Source organism: Alteromonas sp. AMM-1 (assembly GCF_047290655.1).
Lineage (GTDB): Bacteria > Pseudomonadota > Gammaproteobacteria > Enterobacterales > Alteromonadaceae > Alteromonas > Alteromonas mangrovi.
On record NZ_JBLBUE010000020.1, the window covers coordinates 1 to 19274 of the forward strand.

The 19274-nt window shown below is 46.5% G+C and carries 15 protein-coding genes and 2 rRNA genes; 15 read left to right on the forward strand and 2 right to left on the reverse strand.

The window, feature by feature from the left end; genetic code table 11:
- A 23S ribosomal RNA gene (locus ACLR2L_RS06205) occupies positions 1-277 on the forward strand; the annotation flags it as partial.
- A 224-nt stretch (positions 278-501) separates the two neighbouring features.
- Positions 502-617: ribosomal RNA gene (gene rrf / locus ACLR2L_RS06210) — 5S ribosomal RNA — on the forward strand.
- Between the two features lie 889 nt (positions 618-1506).
- Here the strand turns inward: rrf and ACLR2L_RS06215 are convergent.
- A complete protein-coding gene (locus ACLR2L_RS06215) occupies positions 1507-2682 on the reverse strand; it encodes a trypsin-like serine protease (RefSeq protein ID WP_413366616.1) in 1176 nt (391 codons plus the stop codon).
- A gap of 314 nt (positions 2683-2996) precedes the next feature.
- On the opposite strand from ACLR2L_RS06215, the gene prsT reads away from it, so the two are divergent.
- From prsT to ACLR2L_RS06260, 9 genes are all read left to right on the forward strand, one after another.
- Positions 2997-5768 carry an XrtA/PEP-CTERM system TPR-repeat protein PrsT gene (prsT, locus tag ACLR2L_RS06220; protein ID WP_413366618.1) on the forward strand — a complete coding sequence of 924 codons (2772 nt, stop codon included), beginning with the start codon at positions 2997-2999 and terminating at the stop codon, positions 5766-5768.
- Positions 5769-5962: 194 nt separating this feature from the next.
- Complete coding sequence (locus tag ACLR2L_RS06225; protein WP_140961401.1) at positions 5963-7507, forward strand: methyl-accepting chemotaxis protein; 1545 nt, start codon at positions 5963-5965, stop codon at positions 7505-7507.
- A 256-nt stretch (positions 7508-7763) separates the two neighbouring features.
- Positions 7764-8138 carry a hypothetical protein gene (locus tag ACLR2L_RS06230; protein ID WP_413366620.1) on the forward strand — a complete coding sequence of 125 codons (375 nt, stop codon included), beginning with the start codon at positions 7764-7766 and terminating at the stop codon, positions 8136-8138.
- 28 nt (positions 8139-8166) lie between these two features.
- Positions 8167-9009 (forward strand): DUF692 domain-containing protein, encoded by an 843-nt coding sequence (locus ACLR2L_RS06235; RefSeq protein WP_413366622.1) that lies wholly within the window; start codon positions 8167-8169, stop codon positions 9007-9009.
- Complete coding sequence (locus ACLR2L_RS06240; RefSeq protein ID WP_413366624.1) at positions 9010-9744, forward strand: DUF2063 domain-containing protein; 735 nt, start codon at positions 9010-9012, stop codon at positions 9742-9744.
- Positions 9745-9906: 162 nt separating this feature from the next.
- Entirely contained in the window at positions 9907-10032 is a 126-nt protein-coding gene (locus ACLR2L_RS06245) for a hypothetical protein (protein WP_255439350.1), read from the forward strand.
- Between the two features lie 30 nt (positions 10033-10062).
- Positions 10063-10599, forward strand: a complete 537-nt coding sequence (gene apt, locus ACLR2L_RS06250; protein ID WP_140961394.1) for an adenine phosphoribosyltransferase — start codon at positions 10063-10065, stop codon at positions 10597-10599.
- 10 nt (positions 10600-10609) lie between these two features.
- Positions 10610-13096 carry a DNA polymerase III subunit gamma/tau gene (gene dnaX / locus ACLR2L_RS06255; protein ID WP_413366627.1) on the forward strand — a complete coding sequence of 829 codons (2487 nt, stop codon included), beginning with the start codon at positions 10610-10612 and terminating at the stop codon, positions 13094-13096.
- 48 nt (positions 13097-13144) lie between these two features.
- Positions 13145-13471 (forward strand): YbaB/EbfC family nucleoid-associated protein, encoded by a 327-nt coding sequence (locus tag ACLR2L_RS06260; protein ID WP_140961390.1) that lies wholly within the window; start codon positions 13145-13147, stop codon positions 13469-13471.
- Between the two features lie 146 nt (positions 13472-13617).
- Here ACLR2L_RS06260 and ACLR2L_RS06265 read toward each other — a convergent pair whose 3' ends face one another.
- A complete protein-coding gene (locus ACLR2L_RS06265) occupies positions 13618-14292 on the reverse strand; it encodes an NUDIX hydrolase (RefSeq protein WP_255439349.1) in 675 nt (224 codons plus the stop codon).
- 159 nt (positions 14293-14451) lie between these two features.
- On the opposite strand from ACLR2L_RS06265, the gene ACLR2L_RS06270 reads away from it, so the two are divergent.
- The 4 genes from ACLR2L_RS06270 (at position 14452) to htpG (ending at position 19217) form a co-directional block, all read left to right on the forward strand.
- Positions 14452-15456 carry an SPFH domain-containing protein gene (locus ACLR2L_RS06270; protein WP_413366629.1) on the forward strand — a complete coding sequence of 335 codons (1005 nt, stop codon included), beginning with the start codon at positions 14452-14454 and terminating at the stop codon, positions 15454-15456.
- 13 nt (positions 15457-15469) lie between these two features.
- Positions 15470-16393, forward strand: coding sequence for a hypothetical protein (locus tag ACLR2L_RS06275; protein ID WP_413366630.1), 924 nt, complete (start codon positions 15470-15472; stop codon positions 16391-16393).
- A gap of 134 nt (positions 16394-16527) precedes the next feature.
- Positions 16528-17127, forward strand: a complete 600-nt coding sequence (gene recR / locus ACLR2L_RS06280) for a recombination mediator RecR (RefSeq protein ID WP_140961384.1) — start codon at positions 16528-16530, stop codon at positions 17125-17127.
- Positions 17128-17294: 167 nt separating this feature from the next.
- A complete protein-coding gene (gene htpG, locus ACLR2L_RS06285) occupies positions 17295-19217 on the forward strand; it encodes a molecular chaperone HtpG (RefSeq protein WP_413366632.1) in 1923 nt (640 codons plus the stop codon).
- Positions 19218-19274: the final 57 nt, after the last annotated feature.

Consider the following 19274-nt stretch of genomic DNA (forward strand, 5'->3'; position numbering starts at 1 on the left):
CGTTGGATGATTGAGGGGAGTTGCTCCTAGTACGAGAGGACCGGAGTGAACGAACCGCTGGTGTTCGGGTTGTTTTGCCAAAGGCATTGCCCGGTAGCCAAGTTCGGAATCGATAACCGCTGAAAGCATCTAAGCGGGAAGCGAGCCCCAAGATGAGTCATCCCTGACCTTTAAGGTCTGGAAGGGTCGTTGAAGACGACGACGTTGATAGGCAGGATGTGGAAGCGTTGCAAGGCGTTAAGCTAACCTGTACTAATTGCCCGAAAGGCTTAACCATACAACGCCTAAGTAGCTTTTTATAAACGCGCTAGCGCGCTGTCGTGTAAAATGGCTTAAACGGAAGGAAACCTTCCTGACCATTTTACTACTCGCTAAAGTGTGTGAATGAATTGACCTTAAGTGTTGTTGGTAAGACTGACTAATTAATTGAAGTTAGAGTAGTGAAGTTACTCTGATTGAAGAACGTATCAAGCTTTCTGAAATTGTTATAAAAAGTTTTTGCCTGGCGGCAATAGCGACGTGGTCCCACCTGAATCCATTCCGAACTCAGAAGTGAAACACGCTAGCGTCGATGGCACTGTGGGCTCTCCCCATGTGAGAGTAGAACACCGCCAGGCTCCCATTCTAAGAAAAAGGGCTATCCATTAGGGTAGCCCTTTTTTGCATTTGGCGTTCAGAGATACGTAATTCACATTATCAGCATTATCTGGATAGCCCTTTATCTTAGAAAGGCACTGCGTGCCACTCACATGAAGAGCCTAACCCATCGGGGCTTTTTAATTTCAAGGCGCTGCACAAAAGATGAGTAACAACCCCTCCCTGGTGCAATGTCCAGTCGCGCATCCATGCGCGCCGCTCTGGTCGCTGCGAATGTCCGCAGGACATTCGGTCAACCTCCGCCCCCATGTGAGAGTAGAACACCGCCAGGCTCCCAATTAAAAGAAAGGCCCACTCGATTGAGTGGGCCTTTTTTGTTTCTCCAAATTAACGGGCTTCCCGAAAAGCGCAGAGCAAAAGAATCGTCTTCGCGCAAAGTGCAAAACCTCACACCCGTCTTCCCGGAAAGTGCGCAGCACTTGTCCGGGACCTCAGCCAATCCACATGTTGAAGCCAAACAACATGTTTGAGTAGATCCCGACTCGAGGCCGGGATGACAGATGTGCGGGCGGGATGTCAGATGAGCAAGACCGGATGACAGATGTGCGGGCCGGAATGTCAGATGTATCAGTAAACTCACCCGTCTTCGCGCAAAGTGCGCAGTACTTGTCCGGGACCTCAACTAAACCTCATATTGAGTCCTAGCAACCTGTTTGAATGGTTTCCAGGCAATGAGGTGGGATGTTGATTGTTTATAGACTCATGTATATAGGAAAAGGCAGATATGAATCTGATTAACCGGTATCACACCCTTTAGGTAGGCTTTGCAACGTAACTGAGCTTTGTTTGGCGCAAAAAAAAGCGGAATGTTTGCACATTCCGCTTTTTCAAAAGTTTTATTAAGTAAACTTATGCTTTGGTCATTTTGCGACGAGCAACCATACCAGCAAACGCTAACATCATAAGAGCCAGCGCAGGTGGAGCAGACGCTGCTACTGAAGGCGTAATGTAGCTGTTAATCCAACCTAAGTAAGACTCAAGTAGAATACCACCGAATACATCACCAAAAGCACCAGGTGCCCAACCGAAGTTAATACCGAAGGTGTTGATTGCTGCTAACCAGTATTTGTCGTTCAGAGCGTCATAAATAAATGATGGGCCGCCTGAATCACCGCCGCCGATATTCGCTTCAAGACTTTCATCAAGAGTTGAGCTACATGCGTAACCGTTATCACATAGCCAGTCTACATTTTCATCGAAGAACGAATCATAACCGTCAAAGTCGGCATACCAAACTTCACCAGTACCAGTAAAGTTTGCTTCGTCGTCGCCGTCGATAAGGTCAACAATGTTCTGGCCAGTTAATTTTTCATCGAAAGTAGCATAACCTAATTCACCGATGTCACCAGATACGGCTGGATCGTCGTACTGGTTGTAATATCCATAGTAACCATCACCACGAGTACCATATCCAACCATGGTGAATGTATCACCATCTACACCATTATCCGTCGCCATTACAGAGTTAGCATAAAGGTCGTAAATTTCAACACCAGCTGGGATGTCTTCGGTAAGCGTAATTATCGCAACGTCATCGCCCACACAGCCCGATGTACCATCGCTACAAATGTTAAAACCATCGTAATCCGGGTGAATCACTACGTCTGACGCAAAACCAATGTTTCCTGATTGCCAGTAAGCACCATCATTGTTAAACGCGATAGCAATTCCATTTGATGGATCGTTTAGATCCATAACGTTGCCCTGACCATCGGCGTCAACACAGTGCGCAGCAGTAAGAATGTGGCGTGGAGAGATTGCTGTACCGGTACATACATAGCTGTCGCCATTGATCACCGGGTTAATTGCTACTACACCTGTAAAGCGCGAGCTTGACACGTTTGCATCTGTTCTGGAAGCCAGTATGGCTGCCCAATCAAGCGAACCTGCGCTGTTGCCGGCAGAAATGTAAGGTGTTGGCGTAGCACCCGTAGCACTGATGAGAGTGTCATCAGCGATAGCTGGAGCTGTTGCAGCCATGGCCGCTAATGCCAAAGTCGCTAGAGTGTTATTGTATTTCTTCATTAATCAAATTCCCTTGGTGATTGTTAACTTATATTGTTAACTACTTTACAAAACCAAGAACTCTCAGATTTGCCACACGGTGTGTGATTTTCTAGTGTTCTGTTATAACTAAGCAAAAAGCGTGCCTTTCAATTAAATCAATGGTTTAGCTTAATGTTTGTAATCATGTGTAAAATTATTTGACATATACGAAAGGTTTAAAAGGAGCAACTAAGTCGTTAGCGAGTCGGTTTACAACAGGTGCAACAACGTTAAAACTTGGTTAATCTAATTCAAAATAAAAATAACACCACCAACGGCGAAGAAAGGACATCATGAAGTATTTGAACATTATTACCGCACTCACTGTATCGGGACTATTGGTAAGTGGATGCAGTAAGCCGTCGCCAGAAGAATTACTTGCTGAAGCGAAGTTGCAGTTATCTCAGGGGCAGGATAAGCAAGCCATTATCACGTTGAAAAATGCGATTGTTGAGGATTCACGTCAACTTGAAGCCCGACTGCTGTTGGCGAAAATATATCTGTCAAACGGTGATGGGCTGAGTGCTGTAAAAGAACTTAAACGTTCATCTTCCCTGGGAGCTAAAGAACCTATCATAGCTGGGCTCATGGTGGAGGCGCTGTTTATGGCACAAGAATTTCAGTCGTTAATTGATTACGTTGATGAACTCATGCCTGCCACCCGTGAAGCTCAACAATCTGAATTTCTCTTCTATCAGGCTTTCTCATATCTTGAACTTGGCAAGTTAGAAGCGGCGAAGCGTCTGATTCAACGCGCTCCAGCATTGCCTGATTCGGAATACTCGCTGGCTACCGAGTACATTTTTGCGCTGGTAAATGATGAGAAGGAGACGTTGGAAAAACTGGGTGAGCGGATAATCAGTGTAGATTCTGTGTTTGCTGATGCGCTGTGGCTGGTTGGTAAAGTGAGTTACATTCAAGCAGATTACGCGATGTCTGTACAAGCACTCTCCCGATTTGAACAGCAACGTCCACAATTTTTGCCTGCTGCCTTTTTGCTCGCCAAGGCACTTATGCAATCGGGTAATGTAGAAGGTGCTGGTCAAAAGGTTGACGTGTTGTTGGCTGCCAATCCAGATGAACCCGTAACAAACTTACTGGCTGCAACCCTGGCGTTTCAAACTAAAAAGTACGACAAGGCTTTTGAGTACGCCACGAAAACTATTCAAATTTCAGGCAACAATGCGCAAAGTCAGTTAATAGCTGGATTGTCAGCATATTTTACAGGTGATATTGAATCTGCCTTTTACTATCTTGATCCTATTGAATCATTGTTATCTGAAGGGCATGTGGCCAAACGTGTTTACCTGGCAACCCTGGTAAAACTTCAGAAAACTGATAAAGCATTTAAATTTCTTTCAAGTGAAGACATGCAGGACGAGCACACGAGTGTGTTGCTGGATAGAACCGGACTTCAGTTGATTGTGAGTGGCGATGCTAATAGAGGCCAGCAACTTTTGGAAAAAAGCCGGTCACTCAATGAATTGGCCTCTGATGGCTATTACCAGGGTATTGCCAAATTACTTACTGGTGACGAAGACGGCCTGCAGATCTTAAAAAATCTGGTAACTGCAAATCCAAATGATTTATTTGCCAAATTGTCGATAGCCTCAGTGCTAATCTCTGAAGGACAATTTGAAGAAGCAGAACAATATCTTGCGGCCGTTGAGAATGCTGAATTTGCTACTGACCAGACTACGCAGGTTGCCTGGCAGTTAAACGCTAAAATAGCCAGGGCTACTGGTACGCCAGATCAAGTCGCGACTGCTTATAAAAATATGTTAACCAGATTTCCTGCCAATGTAGAAGCCAATCTGTTTTTCGCTTTTGAAGCGCTAAAAAGTAATGATGGGCAGGCGGCAATGCCATTTGTAGAAAAGATTCTGTCCGATAACCCCGCTAACCAGCAGGCGGTATTATTTGGTGTAGTAGCATTACAGCAAATGGGCGAAACAGACAAGGTTTTACCATTTCTACAGAAAGCGCGAACTAGCCAGCCAGACAATGAAACGTTGCAACTTATGTACGCAGAAACCCTTTATCGCCAGGGAAATGCAGCAAGTGCAATGACAGCATTGGATGCGATGTACGCCAACCTGAAAACACTGTCGAAGCGGTACTGGCAACTCAATGCTGAAGTTACAAAGCAGGTTAAATCCATTGATGCATATCTGGATGCCTTACGTCAGTGGGGAGAGGCTTACCCTGACGATATTGCTCCTCTCTATCGCTTAGCTGAATTCTTCCTGGCAGCCAGAGACTTCGACAAGGCTAAGACCTTAATTGATAAGGCTTTGAATATGGCGCCGGAAGACACCGCAATCCAGTTGCAATATGCAGACTGGCAAATTGAAACCCGACAATTAAACGAGGCGCGACTAACCTTAGCTGGCATGGAAGTAACCGACATCTTTGCAACTGCGAAACTGGGCCTGGAAGGCAAACTGGATTATTTTGCGGGCCGATATGATGCTGCGTTGCCCAAGGTCGCTCAGTTTTATGCCGATAAGCCCACCATTCAGTATGCAACGCTGATGCGGGCACTGCTTTTTAAATTGAATAGAAAAGAAGACGCGCGATCGCTGCTTAGTAAGCATTTGAGTGAAAATCCTGACCACAATGTTATTCGGATATTATTAGCCAATGATTTGTACGAAATTGATCCCCAGGCCGCGATTGATTTATTCGAAGCTTCGTTAACCTATTCTGCCGACAATGAAGTGGTATTGTATTCACTTGCAAGCCTGGCGCTGGAGCACGGTCAATATGACAAAGCGACTAACTATGCCGCTCAATTACTGGCACTGAATAAGGATAATTCAAAGTACCTGAACCTGAGTGGAAAAGCCTTGTTGAATACAGACGAGGACCGACTTGCTGTGAAACGCCTGAAGCAAGCGTTCGAACTGTCGAAAGAGAACGTTATTTACGCAATGGACTATGCAGAAGGGCTTTTAAAAACCGGCGATAAGCAAGCTGCTATTGAAGTTATCAATGGAATTGGTAAGCCGCTGCCAGCATTTCGAAATCGGCTTGATTCTCTGATAGCACAATCTCAAGATTAACTCATCTAAATGAGAGTACTCAGCGCGGGTACTCTCAGCTCGTCTATCCGCAAGATTATCGCTAAGTCTTAGAAACTTCGCACGAAAGAACTAAACAAATATTTAACATTTAGTAATAGAATTACGATAACTATTAGAACATGGTCTATAGTTAGCGTGATAACAATATAATCTTTCAGAAGAAGTCAAAAGCCGTGAAAAATTCAATTATTCAGTTATTTGTGGTGGCATTCATCCTGATAGTTTTAGGTGTTTTGGCCACGCCTTGGTGGGTTGTTGCCATTGTGGCTGCAATAGCAAGTGGAATGAGCAGTTATTTTCTCCAGGCCGCAGACACACCAGAACAAGCAGTGGTGCAACAGGAAGATAACCGCATGACAAGAACTGGCGAATTGATCAGTAATTCGGCCAGTAGAATAGCAATTGGCGGTGCTACGGTTTCTCATTTTCTGGATAAACTCTCTGCTATGTTTAAACAGCAGGTTGCCAGTGTGCAGGAAATCGCGTCCAGAATTGAACGCATTGAGAGCGGTAACCGGGAATTGATTGACTATGCAGGCCAGGCGGAGCAAACGATTCAGGTGTCTGATGAAAAAACGCAAAAGAGCCGGGCGTTGCTCGCGCAATTATTATCTCAACAAGTGACATTGAGTCAGCAAATTAATGATTCTAAAGAAATGCTGATGAGCCTGAGAACCAGCGCCGAGTCAATCGGTAGTATCACGACCACGATTAATCAACTGGCCGATCAAACCAACATGCTTGCATTAAATGCCGCAATTGAAGCAGCACGGGCGGGAGATCAGGGCCGGGGGTTCGCGGTTGTAGCCGACGAAGTGCGTGATTTGGCCAAGAAAACCACCGACGCAACTCAGGGGATCGATAACGTACTCAATGAGATAAATAAAAACAGTCAGAACTCCGTTAAGGCAATAGAACGCGTTGCCGCTGCCGGAGAAGAAATGTCGCATATCATCAACGAGTCATCTTCCTTGGTTGAGGCTGCCAGTGAAGCGTCTACATTAGCGGCAAACACTATGTCTATGATGAAAGACACGGTGAATGAATATGGCGAAGCGAATCAGGGCATTAGTGTTAACGCCCTACAGTTGCGTGAAAATACGATTCACTTGGAGTCTGAATTAAGTGATGTATCTGAAAAAGTGTTATCACTGAGTCACCAAACAGAAGATATCTTCAGGCAATTACAGATTTTTGAACTTCACAATCGCAATGCCCAGGTACAACGAATTGCCAAAGATGCCGCGAAGAAAATAGGTGAATTGTTTGAACAGGCTATCGCAGCGGGCAAGATTTCAGAACGCGATCTGTTTGATTTCAACTATAAGCCGGTACCCAATACAAAGCCGCAAAAATATACTTCGCGTTTCGATGCGTTCACGGATCAGCAGCTTCCCGCTATTCAGGAACCCATTCTCAGTAATAATGATTTTATTATTTATGCTGGGGCGGTAGATATTAATGGCTATTTTCCTACCCATAACAAAAAATTCAGTCATCCTATGACCGGTAATTATGAAGTAGACCTGGCCAAAAGCCGCACAAAACGCATTTTTAATGATTATACCGGTTCACGCTGTGGCAAAAGTACGGAAACCTTTTTGCTGCAAACCTATAAGCGTGACACCGGTGAGGTAATGCACGATTTGTCTGCGCCTATCTACGTTAACAACAGGCATTGGGGTGGATTCCGCATTGGATATCAGGCATCAGCCTGAGTGGCTTCAATGCAAGTAACGTCTGAAGTGTAAGTCATTTTTCTGCATTCTTTCGACTACAGCGGGAAAAAATAACCCGCTGTGGTATGATTTTTCGAAACCGTCCAAACAAATTTTTAATTTATTTGAAAGATGATCGGATAACTGTCGGTCTTGTATTTTAAGTGTAATAACTGGGTGTAAATGCTAAGCGATAACGCGATGCTCATAACACCAAGTATGACCACAACGTGAATCAATATTTTGGAGTGTACCCATGAAATCAGTTAATAAAACATCCGTTGCTAGCGCTATTGGCGCAGTGGTTTTAAGTTCAATGTCTGCAATGTCCTTTGCTGATACCGCTAACCCGTTTGGCGCTCAGCAGTTAGAATCTGGTTATATGCAATTTGCTGCTGAAGGTAAGTGCGGCGAAGGCAAATGCGGTGAAGGCAAAGCCAATAAAGAAGGTAAGTGCGGCGAAGGCAAATGCGGTGAAGGCAAGGCCAAGAAAGAAGGCAAGTGCGGCGAAGGCAAATGCGGTGAAGGCAAAGCCGACAAAGAAGGCAAATGTGGCGAAGGCAAATGCGGTGGCGACAAAGCCGATAAAGAAGGCAAGTGTGGCGAAGGTAAATGCGGTGGTGCAGCATAACGCTGCGGTTGCCTGAATACGATTATTGATGGTAATGAAAGCAATAAGCGGTGCCGGATTAGGGTTGCGCAGGGAAATGCTCGATGAGTTGCTCCCTGTGTTACCTGCTGAGGTGGATTTCTGGGAAGTCGCGCCTGAAAATTGGATCCCGCTGGGCGGAAAGTTCAGCCAGGATTTTGAGCGGTGCACCTCTCAGGCCGCGTTTACAACTCATGGTCTGTCGCTGTCTATTGGCGGGCCCGATCCGCTTGATCATCGATTTTTACTCGCCGTGAAGCGGTTTCTAAACCGCTATAATATTCCCCTGTACAGTGAACACCTCAGTTATTGTGGCGCACAAGGACATATGTACGACCTCATGCCTATTCCGTTTACGGAAGAGGCCGTTAAGCATGTATCTGAACGTATCAGGACTGTACAGGATGTACTTGAGCGCCCTCTAGTACTTGAGAATGTCTCCTATTATTTAACTATCAACGACCGGATGAGCGAGCTGGAATTCATCAATGCAGTACTGGATGAATCAGGTTGCTTGATGTTGCTTGACGTAAATAATGTTTACGTAAACAGCATAAACCACCGTTATGACCCCAAGGCATTTATCGACGGGTTACCCTCTGGCAAAATCGTGTACGGACACATTGCAGGTCACTACGAAGAAGCTGAAGATCTGAGGGTGGATACCCATGGTGCCGATGTAATAGAAGACGTATGGGAACTGCTTACTTATGCTTATCAGCGCCACCATGTATTCCCCACGCTGTTAGAGCGAGATTTCAATATTCCACCGCTACCAACGCTACTTGAGGAAGTAAGGCGTATTAAGTCTATTCAGCAACACGTTACGGCTGAGCAGGTTGGAGTTGCCTAGGTGAGTTTACACGAGCAATTACTTTCGCTGGCAACAGCTATTCGCGTCCCGGAGCAAGCAGGGGATCATGATGCAGATACGCAGCGCAGGCTGGCGATATACCAGTCTCTGTTTTACAACAATGTGGAAGGCTTTATCCGTAATGGATTTCCTGTACTGCACTCGCTGTTCAGCAAAGAACACTGGCATGAATTGGTAAAAACTTTCTTTCAGCAACATGCCTGTCGCTCACCTTATTTTGTAGAGATCAGCAAAGAGTTTGTAGAATTTCTGAGTAATGCTTATGAACTCAAAAGCACCGACCCGGTATTTTTAAAAGAACTGGCGCATTATGAATGGCTGGAGCTGGCGCTGTCAGTGAGAAAAACCGACAGTGCGGTGACTTTCTGGCAGGGGGAAGGAATACCTGAGTATTTTCGCGGCTCACCGGTAACAGAACTTGTGGGGTATCCGTATGCTGTGCACCTTATTGGTCCAGACTTTCTGCCCAGTGAACCCGGTGAAATGCATTACTATCTGCTGTATCGCGATAGCAATCAGAGTATTGAATTTCAACACCTGAATCCGTTGGCGGCATTAACCTTCGAACTGCTAAATCAACAACCCACCACGTTGGAGCGTTTGTGTGATCAGGTACATAATCAGGCTGGCGGGCTGCCAATGAATATGGTTCAACAAGGCGTCTGGCAACTGGTTTCTCAGTGGTTAAGCTGCGGCGCAGTGATCGAAGCCTGATACTTAACACATCGCCTTTCCCACCTTTGGTTATTCCTTAACATCAATAGAATCCATGAATGGTCAGATTTTGACTGCTTAACGCATTGGCACTGTCAATTAGGTTGCGTTTCGATTACTATTTACACCCTTTTTTTAGGCTTAATTTAACTGGAATTTCTCATGGCTGGTAACGAAGATTTTAAAGAAGTATTTAACTGGTGGTATTTTCTGGGTGCAGTCGTTGCACTGCTAGCCTTCCCGTTATTACCAACGTTAGCTGGTTGGTACACATTCTATTTTTCTTAATGCCTTGCCGGAATAACTAAAGGATTCGGCATGAGTTCAGAATATATAAAATCAGTAGTAAAAACGGTGCCTGACTACCCTAAGCCAGGCATTCAGTTTCGCGATGTCACCAGCGTGCTGGAAGACTACCCTGCATTTAGTCAGTGCATTGCGATGTTGTTAGAACAGTATCGTCCTTATGGTTTTACCAAAGTAGCTGGCACGGAAGCGCGCGGATTTTTGTTTGGTGCACCACTGGCATTGGAACTGGGAGTGGGTTTTATTCCTGTGCGTAAACCCAATAAATTACCCCGTGATGTGCTTAGCGAAAGTTATGAACTGGAATACGGTAAAGATACGTTGGAAATCCACAGAGATGCGATTTCGCCCGGCGATAAAGTATTGTTAATCGACGATTTGTTGGCAACCGGTGGAACTATTTCCGCAACCGCGAAGCTTATCCGCAATTTGGGTGGTATAGTAGAGCATGCAGGGTTTGTAATTGGTTTACCCGAACTCAATGGTTATAAGCGCTTAACCGATTTGGGTGTAAAACCTTACTGCATTTGCGAATTTGAAGGCGAGTAAGGAAACGCATTTGGCTTATCAGGTACTGGCAAGAAAGTGGCGTCCCGGACGCTTTAGTGAGTTGGTAGGGCAGGAACACGTTGTTTCCGCTATTTCCAATGCATTACAAAACGATCGGTTGCACCATGCTTACCTGTTTACCGGTACTCGCGGTGTGGGTAAAACTACTATCGCGCGGATCTTTTCCAAAAGCCTTAATTGCGAGCAAGGGCAAAGCGCAAACCCCTGCGGGCAATGTGGCACCTGTAAAGAAATCGAGCAGGGCAACTATGTTGATTTGCTCGAGATCGATGCAGCGTCGCGTACCAAGGTAGAAGATACCCGGGAATTGCTCGATAACGTGCAATACAAACCCACTCGTGGCAAGTTTAAAGTGTACCTCATAGACGAAGTACACATGCTCTCCAAGCACAGTTTCAATGCACTGCTTAAAACGCTGGAAGAGCCACCCCCACATGTAAAATTTTTGCTGGCCACAACCGATCCGCAAAAATTGCCGATTACCATTTTGTCGCGCTGCCTGCAATTTAACTTAAAGGCACTGTCCCGCGAACAGATCACGCAGCAACTGCAACATATTCTGGAACAAGAAAGTGTGGGATTTGAAGCGCCAGCACTGGGGTTATTAGCGCGCGCAGCCCAAGGCAGTATGCGCGATGCATTAAGCTTAACCGACCAGGCTATCGCTCAGGGCAACAATCAGGTTACGGCTTCGGTTGTAACCGACATGCTGGGATTAATGGATCGCCAGCAAGTGCTTAAATTATTGTTTGCCATGGTAAAACGCGATGCCAGCGCGGTAATGTCGCAGATCGACGAAATTGCCATGATGGCACCGGATTTCAGTCAGGTGTTGGCAGAAGTTGCCAGTATTTTGCATCAGGTAGCCTTAACACAATGGGTCCCTGAAGCCTGTAAATTGGAAACAACATCGGCTAAAGCCATTTATCAGTTGGCAAAAGGATTGCCGGCCGAGCAAGTACAATTACTGTATCAACTGGCGTTGCAGGGTCGCAAAGATTTACCTTACGCTGGTGATGGGCGCAGCGCGTTTGAAATGACTATTTTGCGCATGATGACGTTCACGCCAGTTACCCCGGTTGATGATGCTGAAACACTGATCACCAACCCACCTGTGTCAGGTGGCGGGTTAGCACAACCCACAGGCGCGAGCGCTTCACCTGCAACTGCGCAAAGTGAATCAGTTCAGGCCGCTGAGACGACTGCATTACCAGACTCTCAGCCCCAGCCTCAAACTCAAACCGTCGCGACGCGCGCAGTGGAACGAGCTGAACCGGTAAAGTCATCGCTGGTAGATTCACAAGGCGTTGATTCCGTTCAGTCAACGTCAAACGCTACGGTACAACCGGCACAACCGGTACAACCAGTACAGCCGGCCCAACTAGACTGCAGCGACGAACCGGCTTTGGACGCACAGGCTGCTCAGTTAATGGATGAAGCCGACGATTTTCGTCGTCAGAGTCAGGCTGGGCCACCCGATGATCATTACGATTATCCACCGGAAGATGGCGGCTACGCTATGGCGGACGATCACTATGAGCCTGTGTCTGAATATGATTCGCCATCGCCAGAATACAATGAGCCTCAACAACCTGCTGTTGCTTCAACTGAGGCTATGCTGGCCTTGCGTCAGCGCTTGAAACAACAGGCCATGGAGGACAAAGCCTCGGCCGCAAAAAAGCCACCCAGCCAGGAGCGTACCCTTCAGCGCCCTGAACCGGTTAAGCCTGCGGCTGTGCAAGCACCCGCGCCAACACCACAGGCTGCGCCAGTTAATCCCGGTATGGGGGTTAATACTCAATACACATCAGATCCCATGGTGGATAATGTTGCGAATTCAGATGCCGATGAGCCACCACCTTGGGTAACAGAAGGCGCTGAATCTGGTTTTGCTGAAGCGGCCTCTGCTCAAGCGATTCCTTATGAAGAAGAAAGCGCATCAGAAAGTACAGCTATCGACACTGCGCCATTGGACACTCGGAACGAACTGTCGGCACCAGACTCACAACCTGCAGAAGTGTCCGTTACGAAAGAGAGCACTATTGAAATTGACAGTGACCTGCCCCCATATCTGGAAAATGGTGATAAGTTATTGCAAGCCAGTCAGGTTGATAAATGGAGCGCATTGGTAGAAGCTATGCCAATAGCCGGGCTGTTAAAGCAAATCGCGCTGAATTCACGGTTTTCGAAAGACGGTGACAATGTCACCATGACGTTGGATCCCAGTCAGGAGCACTTGGTAAACGACGGCACGGTACCGCAATTAACCGAAGCGCTGAATAGCGTATTGTCGAAACCGGTTAACTTAACCCTAACCTGTGGTGAAGTAACAAAAACGCCGTATCAGATACAGCAACAAATTAATCAAATGCGCCAGCGGTATGCCAGACAGGTAATACAGCAGGATGAAACCATTCTGGCAATGGTAAGTGCATTTAATGCAGAGGTTGTGCAAGACAGCATCCAGCCTCGTTAATATTTTAACGTCATAGTGTTTTAGACTATACAACAGTGAGAAAAGAGTATGTTTAAAGGTGGAATGGGCAACATCATGAAGCAAGCGCAGCAAATGCAGGAGCGCATGCAGAAAACCCAGGAAGACTTGGCAAAGTTAGAAGTGGTAGGCGAATCTGGCGCTGGCCTGGTAAAAGTAACCATGACCTGTAACCACAATGTGCGTCGCGTAGATGTGGACGACTCTCTAATGGAAGACGACAAGGACATGCTGGAAGATCTGATCGCTGCCGCATTTAACGATGCTGCCCGTCGTGTGGCAGAAACGTCCAAAGAGAAAATGGCTGCGGTAACGGGCGGAATGCCATTACCTCCTGGCTTCAAAATGCCGTTTTAATTTTTAAAAACGTTACTACTTTGCTTAGGGCATCACGCCCGGGCAGTTTAATGAATGAAAAGCTCTGGTGTTTACCGGAGCTTTTTTGTAAACAGAATAATAGTGCTTGTGAAGATGAGCATTTCAAATACAAAACTGAGCCATTCCTAAAAACTCAAATTCCGTTCGAAGTTAACAATGTTAAAGTTGTCTTTGAGTTTATATAGTTGTGCCATACGCTTGCCCGTAGCAGCTTTCTCGTCCACTTCTTCAAACATGCCACTGGCTTCAACCCTGCGCATGAGTGATTTTCGTTGAATGGGCTTTTCTATAATTGTTTCAATTACTTGTTTTAAATCTGAAATAGTGAATAAGCTGGGTAAACAGAATACCGGCACCATGGAATACAGGGTTTTCTGGCGCAGTCGTTCCAATGCCACGTTAATGATCTTTTTGTGATCAAATGCCAGATTCAATTGTGCTATCTGGGGTAGGGAAACCCACTCCGCGTCGTCTACGGTATGAATGTGTACCTCGGCCTGCTGATAACCAATCAGCGCATAATACACAATGGTAACGGTAAATCCGCGCGGATCCCTATCATGCCCGGAGAAGACTTCCAGTTGTTCAAGGTAATTCGGCTTCACACCTGCTTTTTCCCGTAACTTTCGCAATGCGGTGTCTTCTGTTGATGTGTCGGTAGCCGGATCTACAATACCGCCAGGTAACGACCACAGCCCTGAATAGGGCTCGATAGAACGCTTCACCATCAGCACTTTAAGGATGCCATCGTGCACAGTGAACAATACGTTGTCGATAGTAAGTAACGGACTGGTGATCATGATGATTTCTCATTATGTGTCTTTGTGACATTAATTGTCGTCAATTCAAGACCTTATTGCAAATATAAAAAAATCATGAAATTTGTGTATTTACAGAAGTGTCTCATGGACATATATTAAAAGTGTCGATGAGACATTTAATGAAAAGAGGAATACATCATGTTTGGAATTAACTTTTATAAAGCTGACCCATCTACTCACGTAATGCTGTTTAAAAATGGTGAAGTGAAGCTGCAGGGACGAGGCACCAGCTTTTATTACTATGCACCTAATGCGTCTATTGTGGCGGTGCCATTGAGCAGTAAGGAGTTGCCCTTTGTGTTTCGAATGAAAACCAAGGACTTTCAGGAAATCACGGTGCAAGGCCAGATAACGTTTCGTATTGACCGTCCTGAAGCAGCAGCACAAATGATCAATTTTTCCATAAATGCAAAAGGCATGTATTTATCGGATGAGCCGGAAGGATTGGATGAACGCATTATGCGCAGCGTGCAGGTAGTAGTGCGCAATGCCATGGAGTCTATGAATCTGCAACAAGCGCTGAGCAGTGCAAAGGTGCTCACCGGCGCACTACAGGAACAATTGCCGGTGCAAAGCAATCTTCAGCGTTTAGGTATCGAAATTACCGAGGTGTCATTAACGGCAATTTCTCCGGCACCGGAAACAGCCAAAGCGCTGGAAGCCGAAGTGCGGGAAGCGTTATTGCGCGACGCAGACAATGCCATTTACGCCCGCCGTTTGTCGAGTATTGAGAAAGAAAAACAGGTGCGTGAAGAAGAGCTGGAAACCGAAAAAGCCATTGCCCGCAAGCAACAGGATTTGGAAAAACAAGCGCTGGAAGCTGAGCGCGAAAAGCTACAGCAGCAGTTCAATATGGATCAGGAAAAGCTACTGGCCAGAACCGACAACGAGCGCAAACGCGCGGAACTGGTGGAATTGGAAAACGCCAATTCGAAAGCCCGGGCCGATGCCAAGGCCTATGATCTTAAAGCCCAGTTGGCGGCGTTCAATGACATTGATTTGGAACGCTTAAAAGTAATGAATATGAATGCTGCACGCCCGGAGCAGCTAATCGCACAAGCCATTGAAAACCTGACTAAAGGCGAGAATAAAGTGGGCAGCCTTAATTTCTCCCCCGAACTGCTACAGTCACTGATTCGTTAAGGGGGCATAGGCAATGAGTACTGATCGCAAAGTGGTTATCGTGGTAAGAAAAACGCGTTTGCAGGAATTAAAGGAAAAATACTGCACATTGGGGCAGGCAAAATTTTACCTTGAGCATTTAGGGGAGTCCTTTGAAGGATACCAGGACGAACACAACCGTTTTCAGCACACCCTGGACAACATACAAAGTCATCTCGTAAAGCTGGCCAGAGTACTGGTACTCGAGCGCAGCTTTTTGCCCAGTTTCCAATTTGCGAAAGACGATATAATTGTGGTGCTGGGGCAGGATGGGCTGGTGGCAAATGTAATGAAGTACTTAAATGGCCAGCCTATCATTGGGATCAATCCATTGCCGGATTTGTTCGACGGGGTGTTATTACCGTTTTTACCGGAAGATGCCGTTGCTGTGGTGAGTCAACTGGTTCAGGGGAGCATAAAAACCTCGTCGGTTAGCATAGCTGAAGTGAATACGAATTTGGGGCAACGCTTACTGGCAGTTAATGATTTGTTTATCGGGCCCAAATCTCATACGTCGGCACGTTACAAACTGGCCATTGGTGGGCATGCTGAAGAACAAAGTTCTTCAGGGGTGATTGTGTCTACGGGTATGGGCTCTACCGGTTGGTTTAAAAGTGTATTGGCTGGTGCCAGCGGTATTGCCGGGCAGCCGGTTCGCACTGGACTGGACAAAGGATTTGCCTGGAACAGTCACTTTTTGTATTACAGTGTAAGAGAGCCGTTTCCCTCTCATGTAACGCACTGCGAATTAACATTCGGCAAAATTACAATGCATGAACAATTAACCCTTACGTCTAAAATGGCTGAGAACGGCGTTATTTTTTCAGATGGCATAGAATCCGATTGTATTGAATTTAATGCCGGAACGGTTGCGCACATTGGCTTAAGCCAGATTAAAGGAAACGTGGTGGTAGCCTGATGCGGTTAATCCCGCTTTTTACAGCTAACATTCCGTCAGAATTTCTTTATAATTCACGTCCATTACCCAATCTGCATTGAAGTGTGACGCATCTGCTTCAATAAACGCATTAGTTAACAAAAGGCACGCATGTTATGAAGTACAGTCCAATGCTGGCGGAATTGATCAGCGCGTTTACCTGTTTACCGGGAGTAGGGAACAAGAGCGCGCAGCGGATGGCGTTTCATTTGCTGGAGCGCAATCGCGATGGTGCCCGTACGTTAAGCGCTGCACTTCACAACGCCATGGAGCATATTGGTCACTGTCAGCAGTGCCGCAACTTCACCGAGCAAAGTGTCTGCGATATCTGTAACCATCCTCAGCGCCAGGACAGCGGGCAACTATGTGTGGTGGAAAGTCCGCAAGATGTAATGGCCATTGAACAAACTATGTCGTTCAAAGGCACCTATTTTGTGCTGATGGGCCACCTTTCACCCATCGACGGCATAGGGCCGGGAGAAATCGGCCTGGATGAACTGGAAACCCGCATTGCTGATGGCACCCTGAAAGAAGTCATTCTGGCAACCAATCCCACCGTGGAAGGTGAGGCTACAGCCCATTATATTGCCCAGCTTTGCCAAAAGCACACGGTTACAGCCAGTCGCATTGCCCATGGTGTGCCAATTGGTGGCGAACTGGAGTTTATTGACGGTAACACACTTACTCACGCATTTTCCGGTCGCCGTACGCTCTGATTTACGTATTCTGCGTGCGACATCCGCTTCGTCGCACGCTATTTGTTCAGTCTTTATTCAATCCCTTACTTTTTTGCCGGTTTTTTCTTGTCGTGGTGTTGAATTTGCCGGTATGAGTCCACACCTTCCTAACTGAATTATTCTATCTGTCTAGGAGAATCTGGTTTATGGCTGACGTGGCCCATCAAGAAACTCATGGATTTCAAACGGAAGTAAAACAACTTCTGCATTTGATGATCCATTCACTCTATTCGAACAAGGAAATCTTTTTACGTGAGCTTGTCTCTAACGCTGCTGATGCGGCCGACAAACTGCGCTTTAAAGCATTAGAAAACGACAGCTTGTACGAAAATGATGGTGATCTGTGCGTAAAACTGAGTGTCGATAAAGACGCTGGCACGCTAACCATTGCCGACAACGGCATTGGTATGACTCGCGACGAAGTAATTGAAAACCTGGGCACCATTGCAAAATCGGGTACCAAAGATTTCTTCAGTAAACTGTCGGGTGATGCGGCAAAAGATTCACAATTGATCGGTCAGTTCGGGGTAGGTTTCTATTCCGCGTTTATCGTGGCCGATAAAGTGGTTGTGCGTACCCGTGCAGCAGGTCAGCCTGCTGATCAGGGCGTGGAGTGGACTTCTGCCGGGGAAGGTGACTTCACCGTTGGCAATATCGAGAAAGCTACTCGCGGTACCGAAATTACCCTATTCCTGCGCGACGACGAAAAAGAATTTGCCGATGACTGGCGTTTGCGTTCAATCATTAGCAAATATTCCGATCACATCAGCATTCCGGTAAGAATGTGGAAAGAGCCGGTAGCAGAAAGCGAAGGCCCTGATGGCGAGAAGATCCCAGGTCAGGATGGCGAGTGGGAAACGGTGAACAAAGCAACGGCGTTGTGGACTCGCGATAAGTCTGAAATCACCGATGAAGAATATACTGAGTTCTACAAGCATATTTCGCACGACTTTGCCGATCCAATGAGCTGGGCGCACAACAAAGTTGAGGGTAAAACCGAATATACCAGCCTGTTGTATATCCCAAGCAAAGCGCCGTTTGATTTGTGGAACCGCGATCAGAGCCACGGCCTGAAACTGTATGTGCAGCGCGTGTTTATTATGGACGACGCCGAACAGTTTATGCCTACCTATCTGCGCTTTGTAAAAGGCTTGCTCGACTCTAACGACTTGCCGTTGAACGTGTCGCGCGAAATTCTGCAAGACAACAAGGTTACTCAGAACATGCGTCAGGGCTGCACTAAACGCGTACTGCAAATGCTGGAGCGCATGGCCAAAAATGATGCTGAGAAGTATCAGTTGTTCTGGAATGAATTCGGTAATGTACTGAAAGAAGGCCCGGCTGAAGATTTTTCTAATAAAGAAAAAATCGCGGGCTTGTTGCGCTTTGCGTCAACGCACAATGACAACAGTACGCAAAATGTGTCACTGGCTGATTACATCTCTCGCATGAAAGAAGGTCAGGAAAAGATCTACTATGTGACTGCCGATAGTTACCAGGCTGCGAAAAACAGCCCTCACCTGGAAATCTTTAAGAAGAAAGGCATTGAAGTGCTGCTAATGGGTGAGCGCATTGACGAGTGGTTAATGCAACACTTGAGCGAATTTGAAGGCAAGCAACTGCGTTCAATTGCTCGCGGCGACCTGGATTTAGGTGATCTCGACGACGAAGAAACCAAAAAGGCCCAGGAAGAAGCCAGTAAACAAATTGAAGGTGTACTGGAGCGCGCTAAAGCGGCATTAGGTGACAAAGTACTGGACGTGAAGTTTACTCACCGTCTCACAGAATCGCCTGCGTGTATTGTTGCAGATGAGCACGGCATGACCACGCAAATGATGAAACTGATGGAAGCGGCAGGTCAGCCAGTACCAGCAGTGAAATATCACTTTGAACTGAACCCTGAACATCAACTGGTGAAAATCCTGGCGGATGTGCAAGACGAAACCCTGTTTAAGAACTGGGCCGAAGTGTTGTTTGATCAGGCTGCGCTCTCAGAACAGGGGAGCCTGAAAGATCCGGCTTCTTTTGTGAAGAACCTGAATGGATTGTTGGCAAGCTTAGCTAAATAGCTGCCAGGCAAATACCGAACAAAAAGCCTTCCCGGAGTGGAAGGCTTTTTTATACCC